The sequence below is a fragment of the Paraferrimonas haliotis genome (genome assembly GCF_002282895.1).
In the GTDB taxonomy this organism is placed as follows: Bacteria; Pseudomonadota; Gammaproteobacteria; order Enterobacterales; family Shewanellaceae; genus Paraferrimonas; species Paraferrimonas haliotis.
Genome location: NZ_NRRB01000001.1, coordinates 457,883 through 483,753, shown reverse-complemented (window position 1 = coordinate 483,753; position 25,871 = coordinate 457,883). Strand labels below are relative to the sequence as shown.

Annotated in this window: 25 protein-coding genes and 1 tRNA gene; 16 read left to right on the top strand and 10 right to left on the bottom strand. The window is 48.6% G+C overall.

Features of this window, described 5'->3' with window-relative positions; translation table 11 throughout:
- Window positions 1–40 precede the first annotated feature (40 nt).
- The 7 genes from CLC91_RS02335 to CLC91_RS02305 are packed head-to-tail and all read left to right on the top strand — an operon-like array spanning window position 41 to window position 6,659.
- Window positions 41–1,204, top strand: coding sequence for a hypothetical protein (locus tag CLC91_RS02335; protein ID WP_233132555.1), 1,164 nt, complete (start codon window positions 41–43; stop codon window positions 1,202–1,204).
- Window positions 1,194–1,688 (top strand): SprT family zinc-dependent metalloprotease, encoded by a 495-nt coding sequence (locus tag CLC91_RS02330; RefSeq protein WP_158220674.1) that lies wholly within the window; start codon window positions 1,194–1,196, stop codon window positions 1,686–1,688. The genes CLC91_RS02335 and CLC91_RS02330 overlap by 11 nt, the downstream gene beginning before the upstream one ends.
- A 48-nt stretch (window positions 1,689–1,736) precedes the next feature.
- A complete protein-coding gene (locus CLC91_RS02325) occupies window positions 1,737–2,489 on the top strand; it encodes an endonuclease (protein ID WP_269844416.1) in 753 nt (250 codons plus the stop codon).
- A 49-nt stretch (window positions 2,490–2,538) separates the two neighbouring features.
- The gene (gene rsmE, locus CLC91_RS02320) at window positions 2,539–3,270 is read left to right on the top strand and encodes a 16S rRNA (uracil(1498)-N(3))-methyltransferase (protein ID WP_095497338.1); all 732 of its coding nucleotides are present in this window, start codon (window positions 2,539–2,541) and stop codon (window positions 3,268–3,270) included.
- Window positions 3,271–3,280: 10 nt separating this feature from the next.
- Window positions 3,281–4,234, top strand: coding sequence for a glutathione synthase (gshB, locus tag CLC91_RS02315; RefSeq protein ID WP_095497337.1), 954 nt, complete (start codon window positions 3,281–3,283; stop codon window positions 4,232–4,234).
- The gene (locus tag CLC91_RS02310; protein WP_095499917.1) at window positions 4,231–5,625 is read left to right on the top strand and encodes an alkaline phosphatase; all 1,395 of its coding nucleotides are present in this window, start codon (window positions 4,231–4,233) and stop codon (window positions 5,623–5,625) included. Before gshB ends, CLC91_RS02310 begins: the two co-directional genes overlap by 4 nt.
- Complete coding sequence (locus CLC91_RS02305; RefSeq protein ID WP_095499916.1) at window positions 5,625–6,659, top strand: class I SAM-dependent methyltransferase; 1,035 nt, start codon at window positions 5,625–5,627, stop codon at window positions 6,657–6,659. The genes CLC91_RS02310 and CLC91_RS02305 overlap by 1 nt, the downstream gene beginning before the upstream one ends.
- Here CLC91_RS02305 and CLC91_RS02300 read toward each other — a convergent pair.
- The gene (locus tag CLC91_RS02300) at window positions 6,656–7,066 is read right to left on the bottom strand and encodes a hypothetical protein (RefSeq protein WP_233132554.1); all 411 of its coding nucleotides are present in this window, start codon (window positions 7,064–7,066) and stop codon (window positions 6,656–6,658) included. The two genes, CLC91_RS02305 and CLC91_RS02300, sit on opposite strands and share 4 nt — an antisense overlap.
- Window positions 7,067–7,122: 56 nt before the next feature.
- On the bottom strand, window positions 7,123–7,890 hold the full coding sequence (locus CLC91_RS02295; protein WP_095497333.1) for a glycosyltransferase family 25 protein: 768 nt from the start codon (window positions 7,888–7,890) through the stop codon (window positions 7,123–7,125).
- A gap of 177 nt (window positions 7,891–8,067) precedes the next feature.
- Here CLC91_RS02295 and CLC91_RS02290 point away from each other — a divergent pair, with 177 nt between their 5' ends.
- The gene (locus tag CLC91_RS02290) at window positions 8,068–9,258 is read left to right on the top strand and encodes a DEAD/DEAH box helicase (protein ID WP_095497332.1); all 1,191 of its coding nucleotides are present in this window, start codon (window positions 8,068–8,070) and stop codon (window positions 9,256–9,258) included.
- 4 nt (window positions 9,259–9,262) lie between these two features.
- On the opposite strand, the gene CLC91_RS02285 is transcribed toward CLC91_RS02290, so the two are convergent.
- Window positions 9,263–10,357: a glycosyltransferase gene (locus CLC91_RS02285; protein WP_095497331.1), complete on the bottom strand. Its 1,095-nt coding sequence runs from the start codon at window positions 10,355–10,357 to the stop codon at window positions 9,263–9,265.
- A gap of 170 nt (window positions 10,358–10,527) precedes the next feature.
- Here CLC91_RS02285 and yfcC point away from each other — a divergent pair, with 170 nt between their 5' ends.
- Window positions 10,528–11,997 carry a putative basic amino acid antiporter YfcC gene (yfcC, locus tag CLC91_RS02280; protein ID WP_198950893.1) on the top strand — a complete coding sequence of 490 codons (1,470 nt, stop codon included), beginning with the start codon at window positions 10,528–10,530 and terminating at the stop codon, window positions 11,995–11,997.
- Window positions 11,998–11,999: 2 nt separating this feature from the next.
- Here the strand turns inward: yfcC and CLC91_RS02275 are convergent, their stop codons facing one another.
- Window positions 12,000–12,971 carry a glutathione S-transferase family protein gene (locus tag CLC91_RS02275; RefSeq protein WP_095497329.1) on the bottom strand — a complete coding sequence of 324 codons (972 nt, stop codon included), beginning with the start codon at window positions 12,969–12,971 and terminating at the stop codon, window positions 12,000–12,002.
- A 47-nt stretch (window positions 12,972–13,018) separates the two neighbouring features.
- Entirely contained in the window at window positions 13,019–13,894 is an 876-nt protein-coding gene (locus tag CLC91_RS02270) for a pirin family protein (protein ID WP_095499915.1), read from the bottom strand.
- Window positions 13,895–14,012: 118 nt separating this feature from the next.
- On the opposite strand from CLC91_RS02270, the gene CLC91_RS02265 reads away from it, so the two are divergent.
- Both CLC91_RS02265 and CLC91_RS02260 read left to right on the top strand, forming a co-directional pair.
- Window positions 14,013–14,915: a LysR family transcriptional regulator gene (locus CLC91_RS02265; RefSeq protein WP_095499914.1), complete on the top strand. Its 903-nt coding sequence runs from the start codon at window positions 14,013–14,015 to the stop codon at window positions 14,913–14,915.
- Window positions 14,916–14,981: 66 nt separating this feature from the next.
- The gene (locus CLC91_RS02260) at window positions 14,982–15,902 is read left to right on the top strand and encodes a manganese-dependent inorganic pyrophosphatase (RefSeq protein WP_095499913.1); all 921 of its coding nucleotides are present in this window, start codon (window positions 14,982–14,984) and stop codon (window positions 15,900–15,902) included.
- Window positions 15,903–16,001: 99 nt separating this feature from the next.
- Here CLC91_RS02260 and CLC91_RS02255 read toward each other — a convergent pair.
- Window positions 16,002–16,086 (bottom strand) — tRNA-Leu (locus tag CLC91_RS02255).
- Between the two features lie 211 nt (window positions 16,087–16,297).
- On the opposite strand from CLC91_RS02255, the gene CLC91_RS02250 reads away from it, so the two are divergent.
- From CLC91_RS02250 to CLC91_RS02240, 3 genes are read left to right on the top strand one after another with little or no spacing between them, the layout of a single operon-like run.
- Window positions 16,298–16,804: an RDD family protein gene (locus CLC91_RS02250; protein ID WP_095497325.1), complete on the top strand. Its 507-nt coding sequence runs from the start codon at window positions 16,298–16,300 to the stop codon at window positions 16,802–16,804.
- Window positions 16,805–16,807: 3 nt separating this feature from the next.
- Window positions 16,808–17,923, top strand: a complete 1,116-nt coding sequence (gene wecB, locus CLC91_RS02245) for a non-hydrolyzing UDP-N-acetylglucosamine 2-epimerase (RefSeq protein WP_095499912.1) — start codon at window positions 16,808–16,810, stop codon at window positions 17,921–17,923.
- A complete protein-coding gene (locus CLC91_RS02240; protein WP_095499911.1) occupies window positions 17,920–19,038 on the top strand; it encodes a glycosyltransferase family 4 protein in 1,119 nt (372 codons plus the stop codon). The genes wecB and CLC91_RS02240 overlap by 4 nt, the downstream gene beginning before the upstream one ends.
- Here the strand turns inward: CLC91_RS02240 and lptG are convergent.
- Together lptG and lptF are read right to left on the bottom strand one after the other, a co-directional pair.
- Window positions 19,035–20,093, bottom strand: a complete 1,059-nt coding sequence (gene lptG / locus CLC91_RS02235) for an LPS export ABC transporter permease LptG (RefSeq protein ID WP_095497587.1) — start codon at window positions 20,091–20,093, stop codon at window positions 19,035–19,037. The two genes, CLC91_RS02240 and lptG, sit on opposite strands and share 4 nt — an antisense overlap.
- Window positions 20,093–21,235, bottom strand: a complete 1,143-nt coding sequence (gene lptF / locus CLC91_RS02230; protein ID WP_095499910.1) for an LPS export ABC transporter permease LptF — start codon at window positions 21,233–21,235, stop codon at window positions 20,093–20,095. Before lptF ends, lptG begins: the two co-directional genes overlap by 1 nt.
- 234 nt (window positions 21,236–21,469) lie before the next feature.
- On the opposite strand from lptF, the gene pepA reads away from it, so the two are divergent.
- Entirely contained in the window at window positions 21,470–22,978 is a 1,509-nt protein-coding gene (pepA, locus tag CLC91_RS02225) for a leucyl aminopeptidase (protein WP_095497321.1), read from the top strand.
- 105 nt (window positions 22,979–23,083) lie between these two features.
- Here pepA and CLC91_RS02220 read toward each other — a convergent pair whose 3' ends face one another.
- Both CLC91_RS02220 and CLC91_RS02215 read right to left on the bottom strand, forming a co-directional pair.
- Window positions 23,084–24,361, bottom strand: a complete 1,278-nt coding sequence (locus tag CLC91_RS02220) for a cytochrome-c peroxidase (RefSeq protein ID WP_233132553.1) — start codon at window positions 24,359–24,361, stop codon at window positions 23,084–23,086.
- Window positions 24,362–24,491: 130 nt separating this feature from the next.
- Window positions 24,492–25,424 (bottom strand): permease, encoded by a 933-nt coding sequence (locus tag CLC91_RS02215; protein ID WP_408634199.1) that lies wholly within the window; start codon window positions 25,422–25,424, stop codon window positions 24,492–24,494.
- An 89-nt stretch (window positions 25,425–25,513) separates the two neighbouring features.
- Here CLC91_RS02215 and CLC91_RS02210 point away from each other — a divergent pair, with 89 nt between their 5' ends.
- Window positions 25,514–25,807 (top strand): ArsR/SmtB family transcription factor, encoded by a 294-nt coding sequence (locus tag CLC91_RS02210; RefSeq protein WP_095497320.1) that lies wholly within the window; start codon window positions 25,514–25,516, stop codon window positions 25,805–25,807.
- The last annotated feature ends 64 nt before the right edge of the window (window positions 25,808–25,871 follow it).

Here is a 25,871-nt window from a genome sequence, read left to right as displayed (position 1 = left end):
TGAGTTAAAACAATAAAAGTTTACTCAAAGGATTGCCCCCATGTTTGCTGTCGCGAGAATTGTCGCTTTAGGCGCCGCGCTGTGTTTGCCCGTAACCGTTCAATCAGCCTCTTTGCCGCTGGATGTTGAAGAAGCTCGCATCTCAACGGCTCAAAGCCAAATGCCTACAGTGGTTGAACGCTACCAGCCCATGCTCAACATCAGCATTCAACGCTACCAAGAAAGTCGCGGTGAATTGCCCGTAACTAAAGTGGTGGCGCGAGAAGGGGAACGCCTATGGCAACAAGCGGTGCGCGATGTTCAATCCGGCCACTGGGACGATCGCGCCTTATACTGGGGCCGTTTACAGTTACGCCAAGCCATCAAGCAAAACAATCCAGACTTCTCCATTGCTAACTGGCAAAAAGACATCGCGCTCAAGGCGGTAGAAACCAATTCTCGAGGCATGGCTAATATCAAGTTCAGCGACGATACCGACATTGCCATTCTCGTGAGTGGCTTCGACCCTTTCTTTTTAGATAAAAACATTTCTCAAAGCAACCCCTCCGGTTTAGCTGCACTTTGGTTAGACGGTAAAACCTGGCAAGCTAACGGCCTCAAAGTTGAAGTGCAGTCGGTCATCATGCCAGTGCGCTTCGCCGACTTTGATGATGGCATTGTTGAGTCTTGGCTGGCTCCCATATTTAGAACCAGCAAAGTGTCTATGGTCGCGACCATTTCAATGGGAAGGGATCATTTCGATCTGGAACGCTTTCCAGGCTTAAATCGCAGTGCCGCAGCGGTGGATAACCTTAATCAATTAACCGGCGCAACGGCAACCAACCCTTTACTGCCAAAATTCGACAACCGCGACCTAAACGGCCCAGAATTTGTTGAGTTTTCTTTGCCTGTGACGGCCATGCAATCGGTTAAAGGGCCTTGGCAGGTTATTGATAATCATAAGGTAAGTACCTTAGAAAACGGCACGTTTAACGCGTCGAGTTTAACAGAACTGCAAAGACAGACGTCGGTTGAGGGCAGTGGCGGTGGCTACCTGTCTAACGAAATCAGTTATCGCAGCATTCTTCAGCGGGACCGCTTTGACAGCACAATTGCGGTAGGACATATTCATACGCCACGGGTTTCCGGGTATGATGAAGCCACTGAAAAAGCCATCGTTGAACAAATAGATGCCATGCTCAAACAGGCAGCCCTTGCCTTGTAATACAGACTTAACGCCACAGCAAGCTTTGCTTTTAGAACGAGTTGAAGCTTGCTATCGGCAACTGGACAGTCACTATAAAACCCAATTTACCCGACCGCAGGTTAGTTTTAAGCTTCGTGGTCGCAGCGCTGGCACCGCTCATTTATCGGAAAACCGGTTGCGGTTTAACCCCAAGCTTATGCAAGATAATCTTGAGGCGTTTTTAACGGATGTTGTGCCTCATGAGGTTGCCCATTTGATTTGTTTTCAACGTCACGGTCGGGTGCGCCCTCACGGCAAAGAATGGCAACAAATCATGCGCCACGTATTTCAGTGTGAGCCCAAAACCACACACAACTTTGATGTGTCAAAGGTATCGGGGCCTGAATTCACATATCAATGCCAATGCGGTCCTGTACAACTGACCTTAAGACGGCATAACAAAGTGTTACGTGGAGCGCAGTATCTGTGTCGACGTTGCCACCAGCAATTAGTTAAAGTTTAGGCTTATTGATTCGAAGTCACTTAACCTCAGTTAAGTAGGAATGATGCAGTGAAACCAACTCAGTTCTTTTGGCTATTGCTTTTCAGCATTGGCTTCCACGCTAACGCCACACCTACCTTTCCCAGTAGTTTTAGCAACGCTAAGAAAGTAGCCATGACGCTCTATTCGCAAGAGTTACCCATGCAAAGTTTTTATTGCGGTTGTCCGATTATTATTAATCAAAAAAAGTGGCAACCGGATCTAGAAGCCTGCGGTTACCAAGCTCGAAAGCAACCGAAAAGGGCAAGTAGAATTGAGTGGGAGCACATTGTATCGGCATGGGAGTTAGGCCATCAAAGCCAATGCTGGCAGCAGGGTGGACGCAGCCACTGCCGTAAAACCGATGCCAACTTTAAGCGTATGGAGGCGGACTTACACAACCTAGTACCGGCCATTGGTGAGGTAAATGGTGATCGCAGCAATTATCGCTTCAGTGCTCTACCGAATAACGCATCACAATATGGTGCTTGTCAAATGGTGGTGGATTTTAAGGCCAGAAAAGCTTCGCCTCCTCAACAAGCTAGGGGCGCCATTGCTCGCACCTATTGGTATATGCAACAACAATACGGCCTGACCATTTCCGCAGCACAACAACAGCTTTTTGAAGCTTGGAATAATCAATATCCCGTGTCGGATATAGAGTGCCGACGTAACCACTTAATCCGCTCAATTCAAGGTACTGAAAATCTGTTTGTATCCCAAGCTTGCGCCGCTCACAATAAAAATATGGCCACGAGAGAGCGTACAAAAGCAACGCTTTAGGTTACACTTATCAACAAATTAGCACTTTGACCTTAAAAGAAATCAGTACATGAGAACGCCACGGATACATCATCCAGACTCAATCCCTCTCGATACCGCGATAAGCTTATCGGATGATGCGACCAATCATGTTGCCCGGGTGATGCGCATGAGTGTCGGCCAACGCTTGGACTTATTTAATGGCGATGGTCACTTTTATCATGCCACGATTATAGAGCTCACCAAAAAGCGAGTAGCGGTTACTGTTCAAGAAAAAACCTTGGTCAGCAATGAATCGCCACTGAACATCCATTTAGGGCAAGTTATCTCTCGTGGTGATCGCATGGATTTTACGTTGCAAAAGTCAGTGGAATTAGGCGTTAACACCATTACCCCGCTTTTTTCGGAGCGCTGTGGTGTTAAGTTGACCGGCGAACGATTACAAAAACGACTACAGCAATGGCAAAAAATTGTCATTTCGGCCTGTGAACAATCCGGCCGAGCCGTGGTCCCCGAAGTACGACCCGCCATGGAGCTTGAGCAGTGGTGCGCTGAAAACAGTGAAGCCACCAAGCTAAACCTGCACCCTCGAGCAAGTCATGGCATTAACGGCCTTAGCTTAACGGCCCAGCGAGTCCGGCTATTAATTGGGCCAGAAGGGGGATTGAGTCCAGAGGAAATAGCCTTAACTCAAACCCATGACTTTGTAGATATTTTAATAGGCCCGCGGGTATTAAGAACCGAAACGGCAGCATTGACCGTAATCAGTGCATTGCAATTACGATTTGGCGATTTGGGATAGGAATTTATACATGTTGAAACTCGGAATCGTGATGGACCCCATAAGCTCCATCAACATCAAGAAAGACTCTAGCTTTGCCATGTTGCTAGAAGCTCAACGACGCGGCTACCAACTGTTTTACATGGAGATGCAAGATTTGCATCTGCGTGATGGCCAAACCTACGCCACCATGAAGCCTTTGTCGGTAAAACAAGATCCGCAAGACTGGTACCACCTAGAAGACACCGTCAGCCAACCTTTGGCGGAGCTCGATGCGGTGCTTATGCGCAAAGATCCTCCTTTTGATACTGAGTTTGTGTACGCCACTTATCTTCTGGAGCGCGCCGAAGAGCAAGGCACCCTGATTGTTAATAAACCGCAAAGTTTGCGCGACGCCAACGAGAAACTGTTTACCGCGTGGTTTAGTCAATTTACTCCCACGACCTTAGTGACCCGCTCCGATAAGCAATTACGCGATTTTATTAGCGAATTTTCCGACGTTATTTTAAAGCCGCTCGACGGCATGGGCGGTGCGTCCATATTCCGCGTAACCGACCGTGATCCTAACATTGGGGTGATCATAGAAACCTTAACCGAACATCAAAGCCGCTACGCTATGGCTCAACAGTTTGTGCCTCAAATTGACGCCGGTGATAAACGAATATTAGTGGTGGACGGAGAGCCTATGCCTTACTGCCTCGCTCGAATCCCTGCCAAAGGAGAAACCCGAGGCAATATTGCCGCAGGCGGTCGCGGAGTTGCTCAACCTTTGAGTGAGTCGGACTGGGAAATCGCCAATGCCATCGGTCCTGAACTGAAAAAACGAGGACTTATCTTCGTCGGCCTTGATGTTATCGGCGCTAAATTAACAGAAATTAATGTTACAAGCCCAACCTGTATTGTCGAGATTGAAAAAGAATTTGGCATCAGCATCACAGGTAAGCTCATGGATGCCATTGAGTCACGCGTTAAGGAAAGCCAATGAAACGCTCTATCATTTTTAGCCTAACTGCGGCGCTGTTTGCCTGCACCGCATTCGCATCAACGCCGCAGTTAGCGGGGCCTAAAGCCCCCGACGAACAGCAACAAGCGCCCCATAGCATAATCATTATGATTGGAGATGGCATGGGTCCTGCCGTGGTCAGCGGCTATCGCTACTACAAAGACAACCCTGACACCTTAGAAGTGGAAGAGACGGTTTTCGACCGCTTACTCACAGGCACCGCTCGCACTCATCCGGCGCCAGTCAGTGGCTATGTCACCGATTCGGCAGCGTCAGCAACCGCACTTGCCACCGGCGTAAAAACTTATAACGGTGCCATTTCAGTTGATGAAAATAAGCAACCGGTTACCACCATCATGGAGATGGCTCGAGAGCGCGGTATGGCGACCGGTGTTGCTGTAACCTCACAGATTAATCATGCCACGCCAGCCGCTTTCCTTGCTCATAATGAAAGTCGTCGCAACTACGATGAGCTCGCCGCGTCTTATGTCGAGTCACCCGCTGACGTCATGCTTGGAGGCGGCCAAAAATACTTTAGCCAAGACATGTTAGCTACTCTTAAGCAAAAAGGGTTTAGCCACATTGAGCGTTATCAAGACCTAGAGGGCGTTCAACACATGCCTGTTATTGGTTTGTTCGGTGAGGTTGGCTTACCCGCCGCATTAGACGATGACACACCCAACAGATTGGCACTACTGACCGAGCATGCATTAAGGTTACTGTCTGCTCATCCAAAAGGGTTTGTATTAATGGTTGAAGGCAGCCAAATCGATTGGGCCGGTCATGACAATGATATTGCCGGAGTAATGCATGAGACCGAGGATTTTGCGAATGCCATTGAGGTGGTTGAACAATACGTTCGAGCTAATCCTAATGCCACCATGGTGGTTACAGCCGATCACGCAACCGGCGGCCTCACCTTGGCAAAAGATGGCGAATACGTTTGGAAGCCAAAAATGATTGCTGACATTAAGCAAGGCTCTAGAACACTGGCAGAGGCCACCTATAAAAATGATAATTGGCAAGCGCTCGTCGCCGATGCGTTAGCGCTACAACCGACAGAAGATGAACTTGCGAGCCTGCAAAAAGCACGCGATGCGGTTGACAAGAAAATCATGGCAAAAGCAATTAGAGCCATTGTTGATGATCGTACTAATACCGGCTGGACCACGGGAGGACACACGGCCGTAGACGTTCCGGTATTGGCCTTTGGAAGAGGCTCTGAGCTGTTTAACGGTCATCAAGATAATATTGAGATTGCGACTCAACTGATGAGCTTATTACCACCAAAAGCCGGCAGCCCAATGCCAGAAGCCAGTGGCGTTGTTGTCAATGATGCCCCCGCGGCCGCCATTAAAGAGAACAACGACTAATGCTTTGTCCTACTTCGTTAGTCCTAGAACGAAATTTCGACGAATTTGACTCGGTTAACACCTTATTGATTAACCATGAGTCGGACTCGTTGGCTTCGTTGTTTTCTCAACAAGTCGCCGCCTGTCACGCCTTGTCATTAGACTACCAACACTTTACAACGCTCAAGCAGCAAGCGAGCGAACGGTTACAGTGCCACTTCGGAGTCAATCTGCCCAAAGAGGCGCCTCAACAGTACGAGCAGGTGATACTGTATTATCCAAAAGCGAAGCCGTTGGCGCGCTATTTATTTGCCTTAGCCCAAAGTCATTTAACCGAAAATGGCATTTTATGGGTCGTGGGTGAAAACAAAAGCGGTGTTAAAACGTTGGCCAAGCAACTGCCAGACGGCTTTTCAGCCCCCATCAAACAAGATAATGCGCGCCATTGCTTGCTGTTCAGCAGTGTTTGTCACACGCCGACACCCATGCCACCGTTACAACAGTGGTTATCCCACTATCCGATTGAAGTTGATGGCGAAACCCTGCAAATTAGCATGCTCCCCGGCGTATTTAGCGATAAACGCTTAGATAAAGGCAGCGAGCTGTTTCTAAAACATATGCCGGAATTGAAAGGGCGAGTGTTGGACTTCGGCTGTGGTTGCGGTGTTATTGGCCTAGTCGCGGCAAAGCGTTATCCCGATATTAAGCTGGAGTGCATAGATATCAATGCCATGGCGCTCGCCAGCACTGAACTGACCTTGGCCAGTAACCAAGTTAACGCCAAGGTTTACCCAAGTGACGGATTACAAGAGGTTGAGTACGGTTTGAAAGCGATACTGTCTAACCCGCCGTTTCACGATGGCCTGCAAACCTCCACATCGGTCGCGATGGAGTTTATTCGCCAATCGAAGAAAAAGCTAAAACGGCGCAGTGTTTGGCAAATCGTTGCCAATGGTCACCTACCCTATTCCGACGCAATCGCGACGCATTTTGGGCCGGTGAACATCATTGACAACGATGGTCGTTTCAAGATTTATCGACAGTCGATAGGCTAGAACTGATAGCGCACGCCTAAGGTGCCTTCAAGTTGCACGGAGGCACCGTTAACGACATAAAAAATAGGCTTGGCCTCAGCAAAGAATACGAAGTCTTCAACCTTAGTCGCGGCTCCAAACACAGCTCGAGCACCCAGTTTTCTGTTGCTATGATCCTGCCACTTTACGCCGCCACCCCAGTAGAAATAAGGGCTGTTGTTGAAGTAGTAGGTTTTATCCAAAGCAATTGAAGCATCGTTTATTCCCACTTCCACTTGATAACCGTGATGACGGATGGAGACTCCGTTGTCACTGCCTACCATAATGCCTACCTGAGGTCCCGCCACAGCCGACGTCGTTATTAACAATGAACCTAGCACTACAATGCTCATTAAATATTTCACTTGCTCTCTCCAATTCGTTCGCATGATGCGACTCGATAATTTTTTGAACGGCGGATACTAGCAGAGGTTTGAATGAAATATCAGCGTAATTCTTGTTGTTTTACAACCAGTAAACGCGTGTTTGACCAAGCTGTAACCTTGCGCTCTAGTGATTGCAAAAAACAGCGGGCATAATTTACAGAAGCGGTTTGTTGAGCCGAGGCTTCGACACTCTGTGCGCCGTCAAATACATAGGGTGCTAAACCCAACACCTCGATGCCTAAATCCCAATGACTACGCAAGTCATAAACCAGCGGCCGGGCGATGGTTTTACTGTTGTCCAGCAAGCGTTGCGCGCCTCTTGCAGAAATGGCCTGAGCCGACGCTTGTAAAGGAATGGTCTTGTAGGTCAGCAGCTCCATTTGAGCCAGCTTACGTCGATAGATGGCTTTACCCTTGTTGAGTTGGCTGTCAGCAAGCATGACATAATCCCATTCGAATTTGGTGCGTTGCTTGTGCAATGCTTGTAAGGCGTCCAACAACGGCGACAAAGAACCGCTTAGGGTTACCTTGCTATCTAATACCAAGGCGTAATCCAACTGCTGGTCAATAATTTGTTGCCAAACGAGTTGATGCGTTTGGTATTGAAGCTGCTCTTGCTCGCTGATATCGCGATAAAAGCGCCGCGTTTGTTGCTCATTAGAAGCCAACAACGACGGAGGACGATCGTCGGCTTCGCTTTCTTGCGTCAGCGGTGCGATGAACTGGCACGAAACGTTAACGCCTTCAAACGCTTGAACAAGCGCTTCGTTAGCAACCGATGAGGGATCGTTGCCAATTAAAAAGACGCTGATAGTTGCAGGTGTCATTAGTCTTATTATTACCTATATCACGTAACAGAGCCCCATTTTGCCCAGAGCGCAAGCTATCTACAAGCGAATAAGTACAGGTTGGGAGTCGATCCCCATCAAGTTAACGGTTATTAAACCAGCCAAGATCTGCAAAAACAGGTAAACTACTGCCAGCAAATCAGAAAGAGTTCCGTCATGACATTTTCTTCACTTGGGCTATCAAACAATATTGACAGTGCCGTCAGTGAGCTTGGCTTTAGTAAACCCACTCACATTCAACAGCAAGCCATTCCAATTATCTTAGCGGGTCACAACTTGATTGCCGCCGCGCAAACCGGTACTGGCAAAACCGCCGCCTTTGCTCTGCCCATCTTAGAGCAGCTAAGCGGGTCTCAAACGCTTCGCAAAAAGCGCGCGCGTGCCCTAATTTTGGTGCCCACCCGAGAGTTGGCGAACCAAGTAAACAGCGATTTACAGGCCTTTGCTAAACACTCCGAACTGCGAAGCGCTGCAATTTATGGCGGCGTTGAGTATGGTCCTCAAAAACAAGCCTTAATTGATGGTTTAGATGTATTGGTGGCCACCCCTGGCCGCTTAATTGATTTGTTCGACCAAAAAGCCATACGCTTTGACGAACTGCAAACCTTAGTGTTGGATGAAGCCGATAGAATGCTGGACATGGGCTTCATTGACGACATCAATAAAGTGTTCGATCGCATCGAGCAGTCGGTGCAATGCTTGCTGTTTTCAGCAACACTCTCTAACCCAGTACGAGCATTAGCTCGCAACGCCATTGAGTCGCCGAAAGAAATCAGCATCACCAAGCACAGCGCCTCTAAAGCGCAAATTAGCCAATGGTTAGTGACCGTAGACAAGGACACCAAATCTGCGCTACTGAGTCACTTACTGAAGAGCCATGACTGGCAAAAAGTGCTCATTTTCATAGAAACCAAACAAGGCGCCGCCAAACTGGTAAGCCAGCTGGAAAAACGCGGCATTATGGCAGATTGCATTCATAGCGGCCGCAATCAAGCCGCTCGAGAGCGAGTATTAGATACCTTCGTAAACGGTGACCTGCCTTATTTGGTGGCAACGGGAGTTGCAGCCCGCGGCATCGACATCGAAGGGCTGCCTTGTGTGATTAACTACGACTTACCCTACCCGGCCGACAATTATGTTCATCGAATCGGCAGAACCGGTCGTGCAGAGCAAACCGGTGAGGCGGTCAGTTTGTTATCTAAAGACGACTTTAAGAATTTGTGCATGATTGAAAGCCGCCTTGGGCACTTGATTGAACGGCGGGTGATCGAAGGGTTCGAACCTAGAAAACCGGTGCCCATTTCGATTCTAAATTATGTTCCTAAGAGCAAGCGCTCTGCAAAATAACCGCTTATGAATCCGCTAAGGTCAGGTACTGCTGCGCTACCACCTGACCTTGAGTAGCCTTCAGTACAGCGGCATTGGATACGTCCACTGGGTTGCTTAAGGCATGCTCTACGTAGCGATGTAATTCATGGCGCTTATCCATAGGAACCAGATTTTGACGTAACTCATCGAGTAAAATTTCACTTGGTCCATGTTGGCAATCTGCGCTAACGACTTGGGTACCCAATGCTAACGACTCAATCAACACGGTTGGAAAGCCTTCGAAATCAGACGCCAGTACCATCGCCTCGGCGTTGGCAATCCATGGGTACGGATTCGGGTCAAACCCCGGAGCTATGACCTTATGCTCAACCCCATATTGCTTGGCTAAGGCATTCACCCGCTTGGGTTTCGAACACAAACACACCAGTTTTACGTCGCTTTTTAGTTGGCTCATCATGTTCATCAGTAGGTCGTGGCGCTTGGTTCTTGCAAAACGCCCCACATGAATAATGTATTGGCCCAATTCCGTTGACGGATGCTGAGTCTCTAACTCATCAATTAAAGCCTGTTGGTTGAGCGGGTTATAAATGGTTCGCACACTGCTCGGCGAAATTGCCTGCCAGTTGCGAACGTCCTCTTCAACGCCTTTTGAAACACAAATTAAGTGTTGTCCATCCATGCGCTTTTTCTTGGACTTTAACTTGAGGTATTTCAAAGGGCGACGGCGCTCTTGGTGTAACTCTCGCGATATGGTGTTGTGAACCACCATGTATACATTCTTTAACCCCAAACCGCTTAGTAAGGCGTTAGCGTCTTCTAGATTTCCCAGAATTAAATCAAATGGTTTCCCATGAGCAAGGGTATTAATGGCCTGAAGCAGTCGCTTTCTAGAGTCGCGGCGACGATACCAACGCCACAAACTGCGGCTGGATTTTTCTGGAAATGTAATCAATTCGATTTTGTCTGAAACCGGATAGTCTTGCCCCTGAGACAAACTGATCATGGCCACTCTTTGACCCAGCGCAAGCATTTCGTCAGCAAGCCGCAACATGCACTTTTCAGCACCGCCGCCGCTCAAGCTATCTATGACGATTAAAACAGATTTTGCCGCTCTCACACCACAAATCCTTTTTGCCGATATTCAAATAACAAATCGGCTTTAACATAGCACAAATGGCTTGATGAATTTTAATCAAATGCGCGATCCTTCTAACAATATTGACAAGCTGTCGAATCCACCAAAATTTATTGTTAGACTGCCGTCACAACAAACAACAAAAACGCCCTATGTCCCAACAGTCTATGCCTTCATCAACATCCGCCAAAGCCATGCCGGATGCCTTTATTATCTTATTTTTTGTCGTTCTAGTCGCCGCTATTGCTACTCATTTTGTGCCGGCGGGTTTCTTTGAAGTGGCTCTTAACCCAGATACCAACAAAAAAGAATTGGTGGCGGGCAGTTTTCAGTTCGCCAACGACTATCAAGGAGTGCCATTATTTGCGGAACACGGCGGGGTTGGCTTTTTAAACTTCGCCTTTGAGGGCATGGTATCGGGAAGCAAGTGGGGCTCAGCCATTGGGGTGATGATGTTCATCATTCTCACCGGCGGTGCCTTTGGCATCATCATGCAAACCAAAGCCATTGATAATGGCATTTTGAGCCTCATCGATAAAACCAAACAGCTGGAATTACTGTTTATTCCGCTATTGTTCTTGCTGTTTTCAGCTGGGGGCGCCATTTTTGGCATGGGCGAGGAGTCCATTGCCTTTTGCATTGTCTTACTGCCACTGATGCGAGCGCTGGGCTACGACGGCGTGGTCACCGTATTGGTCACCTATGTGTCCACTCAAATCGGTTTTGCGGCGTCGTGGATGAACCCATTCAGCGTCGCCATTGCTCAAGGCATTGCTGATATTCCCATCATGTCTGGCATGAACTTTCGAATCATCATGTGGGTACTCTTTACCGCTGTGGGCATTATTTTTACCATGCACTATGCCGCTAAAATTAAGCGCGACCCTAAGCTGTCTGTATGCCCAGACAGCTCACCCATCGCCGATGTTAGCACCCTAGAAAAAATTCAATTTAACCGAACCGACGCAGTGGTGTTAAGCGCATTCTTGCTTGGCATTATTTGGGTGGTTTGGGGCGTTATTGCGCGCGGCTACTACATACCCGAGCTGGCCAGTCAATTCTTCACCATAGGCGTGGTGGTGGGCATTATTGCCATTGTCAGTAAGCGCCTAACCATCAATCAAGTGGCGGATGCTTTTAAAAAAGGCGCTCAGGAGCTGTTACCGGCGGCCATGATTGTGGGCATGGCCAAAGGCATTGTCATCATTCTCGGCGGAGATCAGGCGGATCAGGCCTCGGTGCTTAATACCTTGCTTTATTACACCGGCAATGTGCTTGGGGATTTGCCGGAAACCGTATCCGCGGTATGCATGTATTTGTTCCAGTCGGTGTTTAACTTCTTTATCGCCTCAGGCTCTGGGCAAGCGGCGCTGACCATGCCAATTATGGCGCCTTTGTCGGACATTTTAGGCTTGCCTCGCCAAATCGCGGTGTTGGCCTTCCAGCTGGGTGACGGTTTCACCAATATCATTATTCCCACCTCGGCAGCGCTTATTGGCTGCCTCGGTGTGTGCAAAGTCGATTGGTTCGTTTGGGCTAAGTTTATTTGGCGTTTTATGCTGCTATTAACCGCCCTATCCATCGCCACCATTATTTTAGCTGTGATGATTAACTTCAGTTAGCACTAACCTCTTCCGTGGGGCTCGTTAAAATCAATAACGGGCCCTGCAGGGATCACCCGCGTAGGGTTAATGGTGTCATGGCTGGCGTAGTAATGGGTTTTAATGTATTGCATCGCCACAGTCTCGCCAATGCCATTGATTTGATACAAGTCTTTTAAATAGCCCCAGACATTGGGATAATCCACTATTCTGCGCAGATTGCATTTAAAGTGTCCAACGTACACGGCGTCGAAGCGCACTAAGGTAGTGAACAAGCGCCAGTCGGCTTCAGTAATTTGATTGCCGGTTAAATAGCGTTGATTCGACAAGCGCTGCTCCAGCGTATCCAATGCGTTAAACACATCTTGCACTGCGTCGTCATATGCATCTTGGGTGGTGGCAAAACCCGCTCGATAAACGCCGTTATTAATGTTGGGATAAATAAACTCATTAAGCTCATCAATTTGAGCACGCAACGCCTGCGGATATAAATCCAGCGGTTTAGCACCCACTTCATCAAAAGCTTGGTTAAACATACGGATGATTTCGGAGGATTCGTTGCTAACAATGGTGTTGGTGTGCTTATCCCACAGTACCGGCACCGTCACTCGACCGGTATAGCTTGGATCCGCCGCGGTATACACTTGATGCATAAATTCAGCGTTGTGAATGGGGTCCGCCACCACACCGTCACCCGGCTCAAACGTCCAGCCATTTTCGGCCATGTAAGCATTAACAACCGACATGGAAATCATGTCTTCAAGCCCTTTAAGCTTGCGATAAATGATGGCTCGATGCGCCCACGGACACGCCAGCGATACATACAGGTGATAGCGATTCGCCTCGGCTTTAAAGCCGCCTTTACCTGAAGGCCCTGCACTGCCATCTTTAGTAACCCAATTCCTAAAGCTCGAGGCTTTGCGTTCAAACTTACCACCGCTGGATTTGGTGTCATACCAAGTATCATGCCACTGGCCGTCGATGAGTAATCCCATGTTGTTCTCTCCTATGCTAAGTTTTTCTTGAAGTCAGTGTTGACTGATTAATTAAAATGTCCAGACTGAAAATCGTGATACGCTTGCAGCAACTCTTGGCGGGTGTTCATGACAAACGGGCCTGCTCGCTCCACCGGCTCATTAAGGGGCTGTCCCGCCAGCAATAAAAAGCGCGCACTATCGGTTGCACTCACCAACAAGCGCTCTCCTGGGCTTAGAAGCGCCACCTGTTTCGCGCTAACGGCGGTAGTTTTGCCGGTGTGGTCATACACTAACGCTTCACCGTCAATCACGTACAAAAACGCGTTATGCTGCAGCGGTAGCCTTTGTTCAAACTCCTGATGCTTCGCCAGCGACACGTCCATAAAGGTTGGTTTGGTGTATGGGTTTACAATAGGGCCTTGGGTGCCCAAATCCGTTTTACCGGCAATCACTCGCACCACGCTGCCATCAGCGCGGGTTTCCAAAGGCGTTACTGCAGGCGGATATTCTTGATACGTCGGCTCAATCATTTTTGCGGACTTAGGTAAATTCACCCACAACTGATAGCCTTTTAGCAACCCGTTGTCTTGCTCCGGCATTTCAGAATGCAACACCCCTTTACCCGCAGTCATCCATTGCACGCCACCCGGCTCTACCACACCTTCATGGCCGGCACTGTCTTTATGACGCATTTTGCCATTTAATAAATACGTGACGGTCTCAAAACCGCGATGAGGATGAGTTGGAAAGCCACCGATGTAATCCGCAGCGTCATCGCTTTCAAAACAATCCAACAGCAAAAACGGATCCAGCATATCCAGCTTAGTGGTGCCAATGATGCGGGTGAGCTTTACGCCATCTCCGTCGGATGTGGCGATGCCCGAATGGATTTCAGTGACCTCTCGAAGGGCGTTTATCGGCTGTTGTTGTAGGGTTGTCATAGATCCTCACTTAATCGTTTCAATCAACCATACACCCATGCTATTAGTTGACAATAAATTGATAAACACCAAGAATGGCAAATCATTATTCTTAATTTGAGAACAATAAGGTGGCAAGATGGGGCAACTGGAAAACATGGCGCTGTTTATTGCCGTTGTTGAAAGCGGCAGCATCACTAAAGCTTCAGAACGCTTAAACCTAGCCAAGTCAGCGGTAAGTAAACGATTGCAGGAGCTTGAGCAAAATTTAGGGGTTACCCTGATTAATCGCACCACCCGCAGCTCTAGCTTAACCGAAGCCGGACAGCGCTATTTTAAACAAGCGCAATTAATTACCGACGAAGTAGCCGAGCTTAACGCCCAAATGACGCGCTCTCAATCCAAGCTCAGTGGCCACCTGCGGGTATCGGCGCCGTTATCTTTTAGCCTGCACCATTTAACGCCTGTTATCGACCAGTTCTGTAAGCGCCACCCCGAGTTAACATTAGAGCTAGACCTGTCTGACGCCAAAGTGAACCTTGTAGAAGACGGTATTGATCTGGCGTTGCGCATAGGTGAGCTCGCCGACTCATCGTTGCAGGCCAAGCGAATTACTCAAATTAGCCACGTCTTGTGTGTAAGTCCCGACTATGTATCAGAGCATGGCGCACCCATAACGCCGGACGAACTGAGTCAGCATCGATTGCTAAAATACAGCCAACAGGCATCCACTTCGATAACCCTGACCGATAGCGCCGGCGTGGTTCACACGCCAAACTTAACACCCCATGTCATTGCCAATAATGGTGATGTCTTGGCGCAAATGGCCATTGCAGGGCATGGCATCACCTTGTTGCCGCGCTTTATTGCTTGGCAAGCCATTAACGATGGTCGCTTAAGCGTACTTTTGCCTAACTATCGCTTGAATCAGTTTGGTGCTTATGTTGTCTATCCGGCCACCCGCTACCTTCCTCAAAAAAGCCGTTTGTTCATCGACTTCTTAATGGAGTATTTTGGTGACAAGCCGTATTGGGAGCGTTAGCAGCGTCGGTTTGGTTCGTTTCCAATTTCTTGGTAGAATCGCTGCAAATTTAAAGGAGCATATTCAATGACAATGTACGTTGTGGGTCACAAGATCCCAGATTCCGATTCCATTTGCGGTGCCATTGCACTGGCTTACCTGAAAAACCAAATTGGCGAAGCTGCGGTGGCCACTCGTTTAGGTGAGTTATCGCCTGAAACGGATTTTATTTTAAACAAGTTCGGCTTTGAAGCTCCGGCGCTGAAAGAAAGCTACGCCGGTGAGCAAGTCTATATTGTGGATCACTCTGAAGTCACCCAAGCGCCGGATGACATTGCTCAAGCCACCATTGTTGGCATCGTCGATCACCACAAATTAGGTGACTTAACCACCTCTACCCCGCTGGAATGCTGGATCCGCCCAGTAGGGTGCAGTAATACCGTTATTAAAATGATGTACGATTTCTATCAAGTGGAAATCCCAGCCAACATTGCTGGCATCATGATGTGTGCCATTTTAAGCGATACCGTTATCTTTAAGTCACCCACCTGCACCACCGCTGATATTCGCTGTGTTGAAGCCTTAGCAGAAATCGCCGGCATTGAAGATTTCAAAGCGCTGGGCATGGACATGTTTAAAGTGAAATCTGCGGTCGACGGCACCCCAGCCCGCGATCTGGTACTGCGCGACTTTAAAGATTTCGATATGAACGGCAATTTAGTGGGCATTGGCCAGCTCGAAGTGATTGACCTGTCGGTATTTGACGCCATTAAGAGCGACCTCGAAGCAGACATTGCCGCCCTCAAAGCAGAAGGCAATCGCCACAGCGTTATTTTGCTGCTCACCGACATTATGAAAGAAGGCTCTGAGCTGTTGGTGGTTTCTGACGACGCAGAGCTTACCGCCAAAGCGTACGACAAAGCCAGCGTTGATGGCCGAGTATGGCTTGACGGCGTATTAAGCCGTAAGAAGCAAGTGGTGCCTGCACTGCAACAGGTTTTCGCCTAAGTCTTATATCGCTTAGAAGTGCCGTCGCGCTTCTGAGCGGTTGTCGGCATTTAGATACAAAAAAGCCCCGACGTTAGTCGAGGCTTTTCTGTTTTAATATGGTACCGGTGGGCGGACTTGAACCGCCACGCCCGAAGGCAACGGATTTTGAATCCGTCGTGTATACCAATTTCACCACACCGGCAATGTTTACTGCAGGACACTGCAAAAACAATGGGGAGCATTATATCCACTGGCTTCGGATTAGCAAGTAGCAATTGAGCTGATCGGATAAAAAATGTGCCATTCATTATTTTTTCAGCACTACCCTGTGTAAATGCGCTAAATTTCCCGCTCCATCTCGGTTTCTGTTAAACTTAGCCACATTCTCAAGCTGTCATAAAAATTAACCCATAATGAGCAATTTCGAACACGCGAATTTTCCTCGAGCATCTTTCATGCGCCGCTTCGGCGCCATCATCTACGACTTTCTAATAGCAGTTGCGGTTTATATGTTTGCCGGTGCCATCGGCTTTGCTATCGCCGCTGTTTTGTCTAGCGTAGGCGTTATCGATGTTGGCGAGGGCGATTTAGCTGCCGCCATTAGTGAGCAAGCTTGGCTCAGCAACCTTTATCAAGCCTGGATAGCATTTTGGGTGGTTGGGTTTTATGTGTGGTTTTGGAGCCGAGGTGGGCAAACTTTGGGCATGCGTGCATGGCGCTTAAAAGTGCAGCACGTTAACGGCCAGTGCATCAGTTTACCAAGAGCCATTACCCGCTTTTTCGCCTCACTGCTTGGTTTAGGTAACCTATTTATTTTGCTCAATAAAGACAAACGCGCTTTGCAAGACACCCTAAGTGAAACCGAAGTGGTGGTGTTATCCATGCAAGCTAACCAGCTCAAGAACTGGAACGGGGTTTAATTGATGAAAGTATTAGTTGTTTTTGGCACCCGACCCGAAGCCATTAAAATGTGCCCTTTGGTTAATCAGCTGAACAACACCCAAGGCGTCGACGTTCGCGTTTGCGTTACCGGACAGCACCGTGAAATGCTGGATCAGGTGTTATCCATATTCAACATCACTCCAGATTACGACTTAAACCTAATGAAACCGGGCCAAACACTGCAATGGATTACGTCGCAAGTGCTAGACGGAGTCAGCGAGGTTATCGACCAATGCCAGCCTCAGGTCGTGCTGGTGCACGGCGACACCACCACCTGTTTTGCGGCCTCACTGGCGGCCTATTATAAGCAAGTGGCGGTTGGTCACGTTGAAGCGGGATTACGAACTCACGATATCTACAGCCCGTTCCCCGAAGAGGCCAACAGAAAGCTAACGGGTGCCTTGGCGCAATTTCATTTTGCCCCGACGCAAACGGCGGCAGACAACCTCACCAGAGAAGGCGTAGATTCCAAGCGCATATTCGTTACCGGTAACACAGTAATTGACGCCCTTTTACAAACGGTAAAAACGGTTAATAGTCGTTCCGACTTAATCAGTGAATCGACCCAAGCGCTTATTCAGTTAAGCCGACAAAAGCGTGTGGTATTAGTAACCTGTCACCGACGAGAGAACTTTGGTGCGCCTTTTGCCAGCATTTGCCAAGCTCTCATCGAAATCAGTGAGCTCCCAAACACCTTAGTGGTGTTTCCGGTGCACCCTAACCCTAACATCACCAAAATCACTCAAGAGTCATTAACTGAGCATGCCAACATCAAGCTGATTAAGCCGTTAGACTACGCCGATTTCGTGGCTTTGATGGATTCAGCGGCGGTAATATTGACCGACTCCGGCGGTATTCAAGAGGAAGCGCCCTCGCTTAATAAGCCGGTATTCGTGTTACGCGATAAAACCGAACGTCCGGAAGCCATTGAAGCTGGTACCGTTTCTCTGGTTGGTACTCATACACAAACCATTGTCACTCAAGTGGGTCAAGCATTAGCTGACACCGCGTCAGCGCAAAAGGCCATAGAAAACCCCTACGGCGATGGCAAGGCGTGTCAACGCATTGTTGCCATTTTGCAGGACCAACTACCATGAGCAAAGTGTTCATTATCCAGCGCAATTTGTTTGATAAAAACGGCCATTTAGTTGGCTTTGGTGGCATTGAAAAGTACATTTTAGATCTGGCTCAAGTATTAACTGAGCAAGCTTATCAAGTGTGCTTTATACAATCGGCCAAGGAAGACTTTGAGTTTGAAAAAGACGGTTATCAAGTCATCGGTGTTCACAGCCGCTGGCTAAGGGGAAATCTTAGAAAATACGCACTGGTAAAACAGGCCAAAGCCCTAGCAAGCGCCGGTGATATTATTATCTTTGCCAGCGACTCCTATGCAATACCGGTCAAAGGCATAGCCACCATTGCTATCCAACATGGTGTGTCTTGGGACAAACCCCACCGCGCTTCGATTAAGATGTGGCAGTACTTTAACGCCATTAAACGCAGCTTAAGCTATTTAAACAAAGCACAGCAGGCCGATACCTTAATATGCGTTGATCATAACTTCGTTAACTGGCATCGCACCTGGGCTAATTTGTCTGGCGAGGTTGAGGTCATTTACAACTATTATGACCAGGCCATAACCGAAGCGGCCTTTGAGAAAAAGTGGGCAAAAACCAACCCTCTTAAAGTAATTATTGCTCGACGATTCGTAGATTATCGCGGCGTAGGCGACGTAGCGCCGGCGCTTCATAGACTGCTAGCGCGCTACCCAAACATTGAACTTACGCTGGCAGGAAATGGCCCTCAATTGCCGCAATTGCAACAGCTGTTTGCGTCAAACTCGCGGGTAAGCTTTACGACCTATGAGCCGCAGCAAAGCTTTGATGTTCATCAACAGCATCACATCGCTATTGTGCCAACACTCGGCTCGGAAGGTACTTCGCTGGCGCTCATCGAAGCCATGGCGGCAGGGTGCTGCGTGGTGTGCTCGAATGTCGGCGGACTGTCAAACATAGTGGTGGATAACTTTAACGGCAAAATGCTGGTACCCAGCGCTGACAATTTTGAAACCGCCTTAGCCCATTTATTTGAGACGCCAAAAGATGCACAAAACCTTGCCATCAAGGGGTTGCAAACGGTTCAAATGGCGTGCTCGAAAGCGCGTTGGGGACAATCTTGGTTAACGGTAATCGAAAAAGCCAAGGCCCGCTAGCGCCGTAGCAGCCACATAGCAACGCCGACAAATAACACGCTCGGCGTAATCGCTCCAACCGCCGCCGGTAGCTGATAAACCAAGCTCACCGTGCCAAGCACTTCGCTGGACACGTAATAAGTGAAACCGGCCACTACGCCAATGAGCACTCGTGCCCCCATGGTGGAAGTTCGAATGGGGCTGAACACAAACGACAAGGCCATCAGCATCATTACCGCCACCGTAAACGGCTGCATCAGTTTGCGCCAGAGCGCTAATTCGTAGCGACTTGGGTCTTGCTTATTCACTTTTAAGTAATCTAAATAGCCCACCAGCCCTTTAATAGAAAGCGCTTCAGGCTTAACCGATACCACACTCAATTTATCTGGGGTAAGGGTCGACTGCCAATTCTGAGTTTCGTTGTGATTAAGGGTGACTTTGGTGTCGGTTAAGCGTGTCACTGTGACGTCGTGCATTTTCCAAATGCCGTCGCTAAAGTCGGCTTTCGCTGCCGAAATCACCGCGATAAGGTGCTGATTATCGTCAAATTGATACTGAGTAATGCCTTTCAGTAAGGTGGCTTTTTCCACCTCGGCAATGTTTACAAACAAATCACCGTCTTTAGCCCAAGTACTGCGCTTGCCTTTAAACATTTTACCGCCAGACACCTTGTGGGCTTGCAGTTGCCGTCCGGTTTGCTCACTAACTGGGGCTACCCACTCGCCGATGGCCATCACCAGAAGCATCAAAGGAATGGCGGTTTTCATAACGGATTTAATGATGTCTAAGCGCGACCAGCCAGATGCTTGCATTACCACCAGCTCTGAGCTTTGCGCCATCATGCCTAAGCCAATTAAGGCACCCAGTAACACCGCCATTGGAAAAAACATCTCGATGTCACGAGGAATAAGATAAAGCACATAAATAAGGGCGTCGCTCATATCGTAGGTGCCGCGCCCCACCATACGCAATTGGTCGACCCATTTAATGATGCCGGACAAACCGGTTAAAATCAGCAAGGTCAGGGCCGAGGTGGACACCAGAATGCGAGCAATGTACCAATCGAGAATTTTCATCATGACTGTGCTTCCTGCTTACCATCTCGATTCAATCGACCACTGAGTAACCCCATAAACTTAAGCCCTATGGGGCGTTCTTTGGCAATCATAATAATGGCAATTATCAAACCAAATAGGTGTACCCACCACAATCCCAATTGCTCAGGTAACACGCCGTCTTCGAGGGAACGTCGTCCCGCCACTAACATACCAAAGTAACCTAAATACAAGAGGATGGCCGGGCCAATTTTGGCAAATTTTCCCTGACGGGTGTTTACGCGCGACAAGGGCACCGCCATCAGCACCATAATCGGCAACGCCAAAGGTATTGCCAGTCGCCAATGAAACTCGGCATTGGCCTCAGCAGTATCCATGGCCCGCAACTCATTAAGAGGCAAGGCCGATAAACGCCTACGGCGCTCTTCAGCGGCTTGCTCTTTTATCTGCATTTGATAATCACCAAATTCGGTGATTTGGTAATCCACTCGGCCAACGCCGCCTTGATAACGAACACCATCATCTAATTTTAAGCGTTGACCGCCGCTGCGATCTTCGATGATTTGACCGCTATTAGCCACCACCACAGACGGCGCTTCTGGCTCTTCACCTTCAGCCACGTCTTTCGGTAAATGCGCCACAAACACCCGCTCTAAGGTGGCGTTTTTATCCAATTTTTCAACGAAAATAACCGCTTGGCCGTTTGCCGCTTGTTGAAAACGCCCTTGCACTAAGGCGGCTAAGCCCGCTTCTGAGCGTGCTTTTTCGAGGATTTGCGCTTCTTTTTCTTGTGCCCACGGCGCAATGTACAGCGACAAGGCTCCAGCAATAACCATATTAAAGACCGCTAACAACAAGGTCACCCGGGCAACGTACCACTCCGATACGCCCACCGCATGCATCACCGTCATTTCGCTTTCTGCGTACATGCGACCATGAGCCAACAGTACGCCTAAAAACAAGCTCAAGGGCACAATGAGCGCCGATAACCAAGGGAGGTTTAATGCCATGATGGTGGCCACAAGCCCTGCAGGAAATTGTCCCTCAGAGGCATCGGCCAAAACTCGCACAAAGTTTTGGCTTATAAATATGGTAAGCAGCACAAACAGCACCGCTGCTTGCGCTTTCAAAACCTCTTTTATCAAGTATCTAAATAGGATCACTACTTTATCCGACCACTTAACTTTGTTTTTTGCTGGAAACAGCCTATCTTTTATGTAAACTAACTACTTTCGATAGTTTTCTATCTTAAACGTCACCCAGTTCGGACTCACATCCGAAGAATCATACAAACGATAGTAACAACAGAGTCTAAGGGCATTAAACTGAAAATTGCGTCGTAAACCGACATTATCTAACAATAAACAGTCGATGTCTTTAACTATCTAGGAGTGCTCATGGAGTTTAATGTTAAGAGCGGTAGTCCAGAAAAACAACGTTCTGCCTGTATTGTTGTCGGTGTTTATGAACCCCGTCGTTTATCTGGCATAGCTGAACAACTGGATAAAATCAGTGAAGGCTATATCAGCAACCTTTTACGTCGCGGCGACCTTGAAGGCAAACCGGGGCAAATGTTACTGCTTCACCATGTGCCCAATGTATTAAGCGAGCGGGTATTGCTCGTAGGTTGCGGTAAAGAGCGTGAGCTCGATGAGCGCCAATACAAACAAATCATCGCCAAAACCATTAACACCTTAAACGAGACAGGCTCCATGGAAGCCGTTTGCTTTTTAAGCGAACTGCATGTGAAAGGTCGTGACACTTACTGGAAGGTTCGCCAAGCGGTAGAAACCACCGCCGATACCTTGTACACCTTCGACACCCTAAAAAGCAAAAAAGGCGAAACCCGCCGTCCATTGCGTAAAATGGTGTTTAACGTGTCCACCCGTCGTGAATTACCCGTGGGCGAGCGCGCCATTAATCATGGCTTAGCCATTTCAGAAGGCATGAAGCTGTGTCGTGATGTGGCCAACATGCCGCCAAACATTTGTAATCCAGCCTACCTAGCTTCTCAAGCACGCCAGTTGGGTGAAAACTGCGATGCCCTTACCGTTACCACGTTGGGCGAAGAGCAAATGGCCGAGCTGGACATGCAGTCCTACTTAGCGGTTGGTCGAGGCTCAGAAAACGAGTCAATTATGACGGTAATGAACTACCAAGGCGCGCCAGATGCCAGTGCCCGACCTATCGTTATTATCGGCAAAGGGCTTACCTTTGACTCAGGCGGTATTTCACTCAAGCCTGGCGAAGGCATGGACGAAATGAAATACGACATGGGCGGTGCTGCCGGTGTCATTGGCATGATGAAGTCTGTGGTTGAGCTTAATCTACCGATTAACGTTATCGCCATTCTTGCCGGTTGTGAGAATATGCCCGATGGCAAAGCCTATCGCCCGGGCGATATCATTACCACCATGAGTGGCCAAACGGTTGAAGTGCTGAATACCGATGCTGAAGGTCGTATGGTGCTGTGTGACGTGCTGACCTACGTTGAGCGCTTTGACCCAGAAACCGTGGTGGATACCGCCACCTTAACCGGTGCCTGTGTGATTGCTCTGGGCAAACACGCCAGTGGCCTACTGTCGAACCATAATCCATTGGCCCACGAGCTCTTAAACGCCGGCGAGCAATCCGGTGACCGCGCTTGGCGCTTGCCGTTGTGGGACGAGTATCAAGAGCAAATTGAAAGCCCATTTGCTGACATGCAAAACATTGGCGGCCGCCCTGCTGGCACCATTACCGCGGCTTGTTTCTTGTCTCGCTTTGCCAAGAAATATCAATGGGCTCACATTGACTGCGCAGGTACTGCGTGGAACTCAGGTAAGAACAAAGGTTCTACCGGCCGCCCAGTGCCAATTTTGACTCAGTATCTGATGAACAAAGCCGAGATTGACCAAGGCGAATAAGCCGCGCTAACTTTGGCGCTAATACAATCGCCCAAATAAGTGAGAGTCAACCGCGAAGGCAAACACAAAGGGAAGCTTACTAAGCTTCCCTTTTTTATTGCGATATTATTGAAATGGGTCACTGAATTTTTCATCCGCCATCATGTCGTAGTCGGTTAAGGTGTGTAAAAACGCCACCAGCGCGGCTTTCTCTGCGTCAGTGAAGTTAAAACGCACAGGCTCACCATTGGCTGCTCGTAAAATCGGGGACAAATTAGGGTGAGGCTGTATGGCGGTGCTGTAATGCTCCACCACCTCCTCGAGCGTCGCAAAACGCCCATCGTGCATATAAGGCGGTGTTACGCCGACATTTTTTAACGAAGGCACTTTAAACTTGCCTTGATCGTTAGTATTACCACTGCTCTCGAACACACCATGATCGACACTGCTATCAATATCTAGACCATTGTTGGTAGCGCTGGTAGTGCCTCGAAGTGGCATTGATGCGGCGCCCACAAAGGCTTCACTGATGTGGCAACCGGCGCAGTTGGTGCTTTGACCATCGGCCAGTTGCCGCGGCAAAAAGAATAAGCGTTTGCCTAAGTTTTCCTGAGCGGTAAACCCAGGAAAGTCTTGCGCCGCGTTATCCACTTCTACGCGCGCTTGATCGTATTTCGCACTGATGCTCACCATGGCGCGAATAAACTGCGCCAACGCCTTGGCAATTCGCTCAGACGTAACCTGTGCATCTCCAAACGCACGTTCAAAAAGCGGCCCATAGTAACTCTGGGCCATGACTCGTTGATTGAGTTCTTCCAGCGACAAGCCCATTTCTACCGGATCTTGAAACGGCATCAGTACCTGCGCTTCTAGCGTTTCTGCTCGCTCGTCCCAGAAAAATTTACCGGACTGATAAAACACCGCATTGGCAAGGCCCATAGAGTGACGGCGGGTATCTTCGCCGTCAAAGCCTTCACTTAAACGGTTAGCATCGGAAAAACCATGATCACTTTGATGACAAGAGGCACAAGCGATGCTGCCATTAGCACTTAAGCGGCGATCATAAAACAACACTCGACCTAAAGTAGCTCCGTGATCCGTTATCGGATTATCAACCGGTGTGTTATCAAGCTCAATGGCTGCCCGCTGCAATTGCGCCCCAGCGGCAAAGGTATTCACTCGGTAATGCTGAGGCAGCTCAATTACAGCGTAATTAAACGGCTGCTCAGGCAAGCTTGGTATGGCTTGCTCTGTAACACTATCGCCGCCTTGCAGTTGTGAGTCAGCCGATGATTCGGGCTGCGATTCCGATGAGCAGCCTACCATACTCAACAGCGTTATAATTAGCGCTGCGCTGGTTACGATAGCTGACACGCCTACCTCAATCCGTTTAATGCGTTTCATATACACTTCCATCCACTCCTTTCCAGTCCCATCCACTGAAAGTACAAGCCTTCATTGGTCCGAGATTGTTATGCTAAAGTGTTCGCCGTCAAGCAGCGTCAAGGCTGTGTAATCTTATGTAAAGATTTCGTTAAAATAGCCATCCGTATAAATAGCCCGCACTTATTGCCATGGTGACAATAACCCCCACAAACGCATAAATCATGGGCGTTTTGAAAATGGACTTAAGCAAAATTACCTCAGTCAAACTTGCCCCAGCGCTGCCAATAATAAGGGCCATCACCGCGCCTAAGCTCATTCCTTTGGCGGCAAGCGCAGCGCTAAGCGGAATCACCGCTTCTGCTCGAATATAAAGCGGAATGCCAATCACAGCAGCAACCACCACAGCAAACGGGTTGTCTTCACTGGCGTAGTGGGTGATAAGCTCTGTGGGCATAAAGCCGTAAATCAATGCACCAATGGCAATACCGCCAAACAAGTAAGGCGTCACCTTAACAAAGTCTTGCCAGGTGGCACGCCAAATCTTGCGCCATTTACTCTCCTCAGCAACCGCTTTGTTAGTTGCACCACAGCAAGACTTTGGCTTTGGCTCGCTGTAAGCGTCGGCTTTTACGTAACGCTCAAAGCCAAGCTTTTCAAGCACCACACCCGCAATAAGCGACACCCCCATGGCTATCACAAAATAAAAAGCGGTCACTTTAATACCAAAAGTCACGGCAAACAGGCCAATTATGATGGGGTTTAATAAAGGACTTGCGAACAGGAATACCATCATGGTGCCAAAACCCGCTCGCGCTCGCAGTAAGCCTTTTAAAAAAGGAATGGTTGAACAGCTACAAAACGGCGTAATAGCGCCAAGTAAGGCGGCAACAACGTAACCTTTACCGTTTTTACTGCTCAGAACCGCCTGAATTTTCTGGGGTGGCAGGTAGGTTTGTAATACCCCTACCCCATAACTTATTAACAAAAACAGCAGAGTGAGCTCCACCGCTAAAAAGGCAAACATCGACAACGCATCTACTAGGGCTTGATAATTCATCACTATGACCAATAATTTCCACATTTCCAGATTAGTCGAAATATAAAGAGTGCCGGTTTTCATGTCAAGATATTTCTAGTAATATCGAAATAATGATACAGGAAGGAGATCACATGCAACTTGAACAAGCCGCAAAGGCTCTAAAAGAGCTTGGCCACCCGACTCGACTGGCCATCTACAAACGATTGGTGCAATCTGGCAGCAAAGGGATAGCGGTGGGCGACGTACAACAACAACTTAACGTACCAGGCTCTACCCTGTCCCATCATTTATCGAGTTTGGCCTCGGCGGGTCTTATTCAACAACGACGAGAGGGACGTACCCTATTTTGCACCGCCGAATTTGAGCAACTGAACGCCGTCATCGAATTCTTGCAAGACCAATGCTGCGCAGACGAACTTGCTTGAGTTAGGTCACTGTTTGTTGCTAGCTAAGCCCGTTGAAATACGGCATAATACGCTGTTTTCCGTT

Excerpts from the sequence above, each read along its gene's own strand:
- CLC91_RS02335 (WP_233132555.1), top strand. The coding sequence starts at position 41 with ATGTTTGCTGTCGCGAGAATTGTCGCTTTAGGCGCCGCGCTGTGTTTG.
- rsmE (WP_095497338.1), top strand. The coding sequence starts at position 2,539 with ATGAGAACGCCACGGATACATCATCCAGACTCAATCCCTCTCGATACC.
- gshB (WP_095497337.1), top strand. The coding sequence starts at position 3,281 with ATGTTGAAACTCGGAATCGTGATGGACCCCATAAGCTCCATCAACATC.
- CLC91_RS02310 (WP_095499917.1), top strand. The coding sequence starts at position 4,231 with ATGAAACGCTCTATCATTTTTAGCCTAACTGCGGCGCTGTTTGCCTGC.
- CLC91_RS02305 (WP_095499916.1), top strand. The coding sequence starts at position 5,625 with ATGCTTTGTCCTACTTCGTTAGTCCTAGAACGAAATTTCGACGAATTT.
- CLC91_RS02300 (WP_233132554.1), bottom strand. The coding sequence starts at position 7,066 with ATGCGAACGAATTGGAGAGAGCAAGTGAAATATTTAATGAGCATTGTA.
- CLC91_RS02295 (WP_095497333.1), bottom strand. The coding sequence starts at position 7,890 with ATGACACCTGCAACTATCAGCGTCTTTTTAATTGGCAACGATCCCTCA.
- CLC91_RS02290 (WP_095497332.1), top strand. The coding sequence starts at position 8,068 with ATGACATTTTCTTCACTTGGGCTATCAAACAATATTGACAGTGCCGTC.
- yfcC (WP_198950893.1), top strand. The coding sequence starts at position 10,528 with ATGTCCCAACAGTCTATGCCTTCATCAACATCCGCCAAAGCCATGCCG.
- CLC91_RS02275 (WP_095497329.1), bottom strand. The coding sequence starts at position 12,971 with ATGGGATTACTCATCGACGGCCAGTGGCATGATACTTGGTATGACACC.
- CLC91_RS02270 (WP_095499915.1), bottom strand. The coding sequence starts at position 13,894 with ATGACAACCCTACAACAACAGCCGATAAACGCCCTTCGAGAGGTCACT.
- CLC91_RS02265 (WP_095499914.1), top strand. The coding sequence starts at position 14,013 with ATGGGGCAACTGGAAAACATGGCGCTGTTTATTGCCGTTGTTGAAAGC.
- CLC91_RS02260 (WP_095499913.1), top strand. The coding sequence starts at position 14,982 with ATGACAATGTACGTTGTGGGTCACAAGATCCCAGATTCCGATTCCATT.
- CLC91_RS02250 (WP_095497325.1), top strand. The coding sequence starts at position 16,298 with ATGAGCAATTTCGAACACGCGAATTTTCCTCGAGCATCTTTCATGCGC.
- wecB (WP_095499912.1), top strand. The coding sequence starts at position 16,808 with ATGAAAGTATTAGTTGTTTTTGGCACCCGACCCGAAGCCATTAAAATG.
- CLC91_RS02240 (WP_095499911.1), top strand. The coding sequence starts at position 17,920 with ATGAGCAAAGTGTTCATTATCCAGCGCAATTTGTTTGATAAAAACGGC.
- lptG (WP_095497587.1), bottom strand. The coding sequence starts at position 20,093 with ATGAAAATTCTCGATTGGTACATTGCTCGCATTCTGGTGTCCACCTCG.
- pepA (WP_095497321.1), top strand. The coding sequence starts at position 21,470 with ATGGAGTTTAATGTTAAGAGCGGTAGTCCAGAAAAACAACGTTCTGCC.
- CLC91_RS02220 (WP_233132553.1), bottom strand. The coding sequence starts at position 24,361 with ATGAAACGCATTAAACGGATTGAGGTAGGCGTGTCAGCTATCGTAACC.
- CLC91_RS02215 (WP_408634199.1), bottom strand. The coding sequence starts at position 25,424 with ATGTGGAAATTATTGGTCATAGTGATGAATTATCAAGCCCTAGTAGAT.
- CLC91_RS02210 (WP_095497320.1), top strand. The coding sequence starts at position 25,514 with ATGCAACTTGAACAAGCCGCAAAGGCTCTAAAAGAGCTTGGCCACCCG.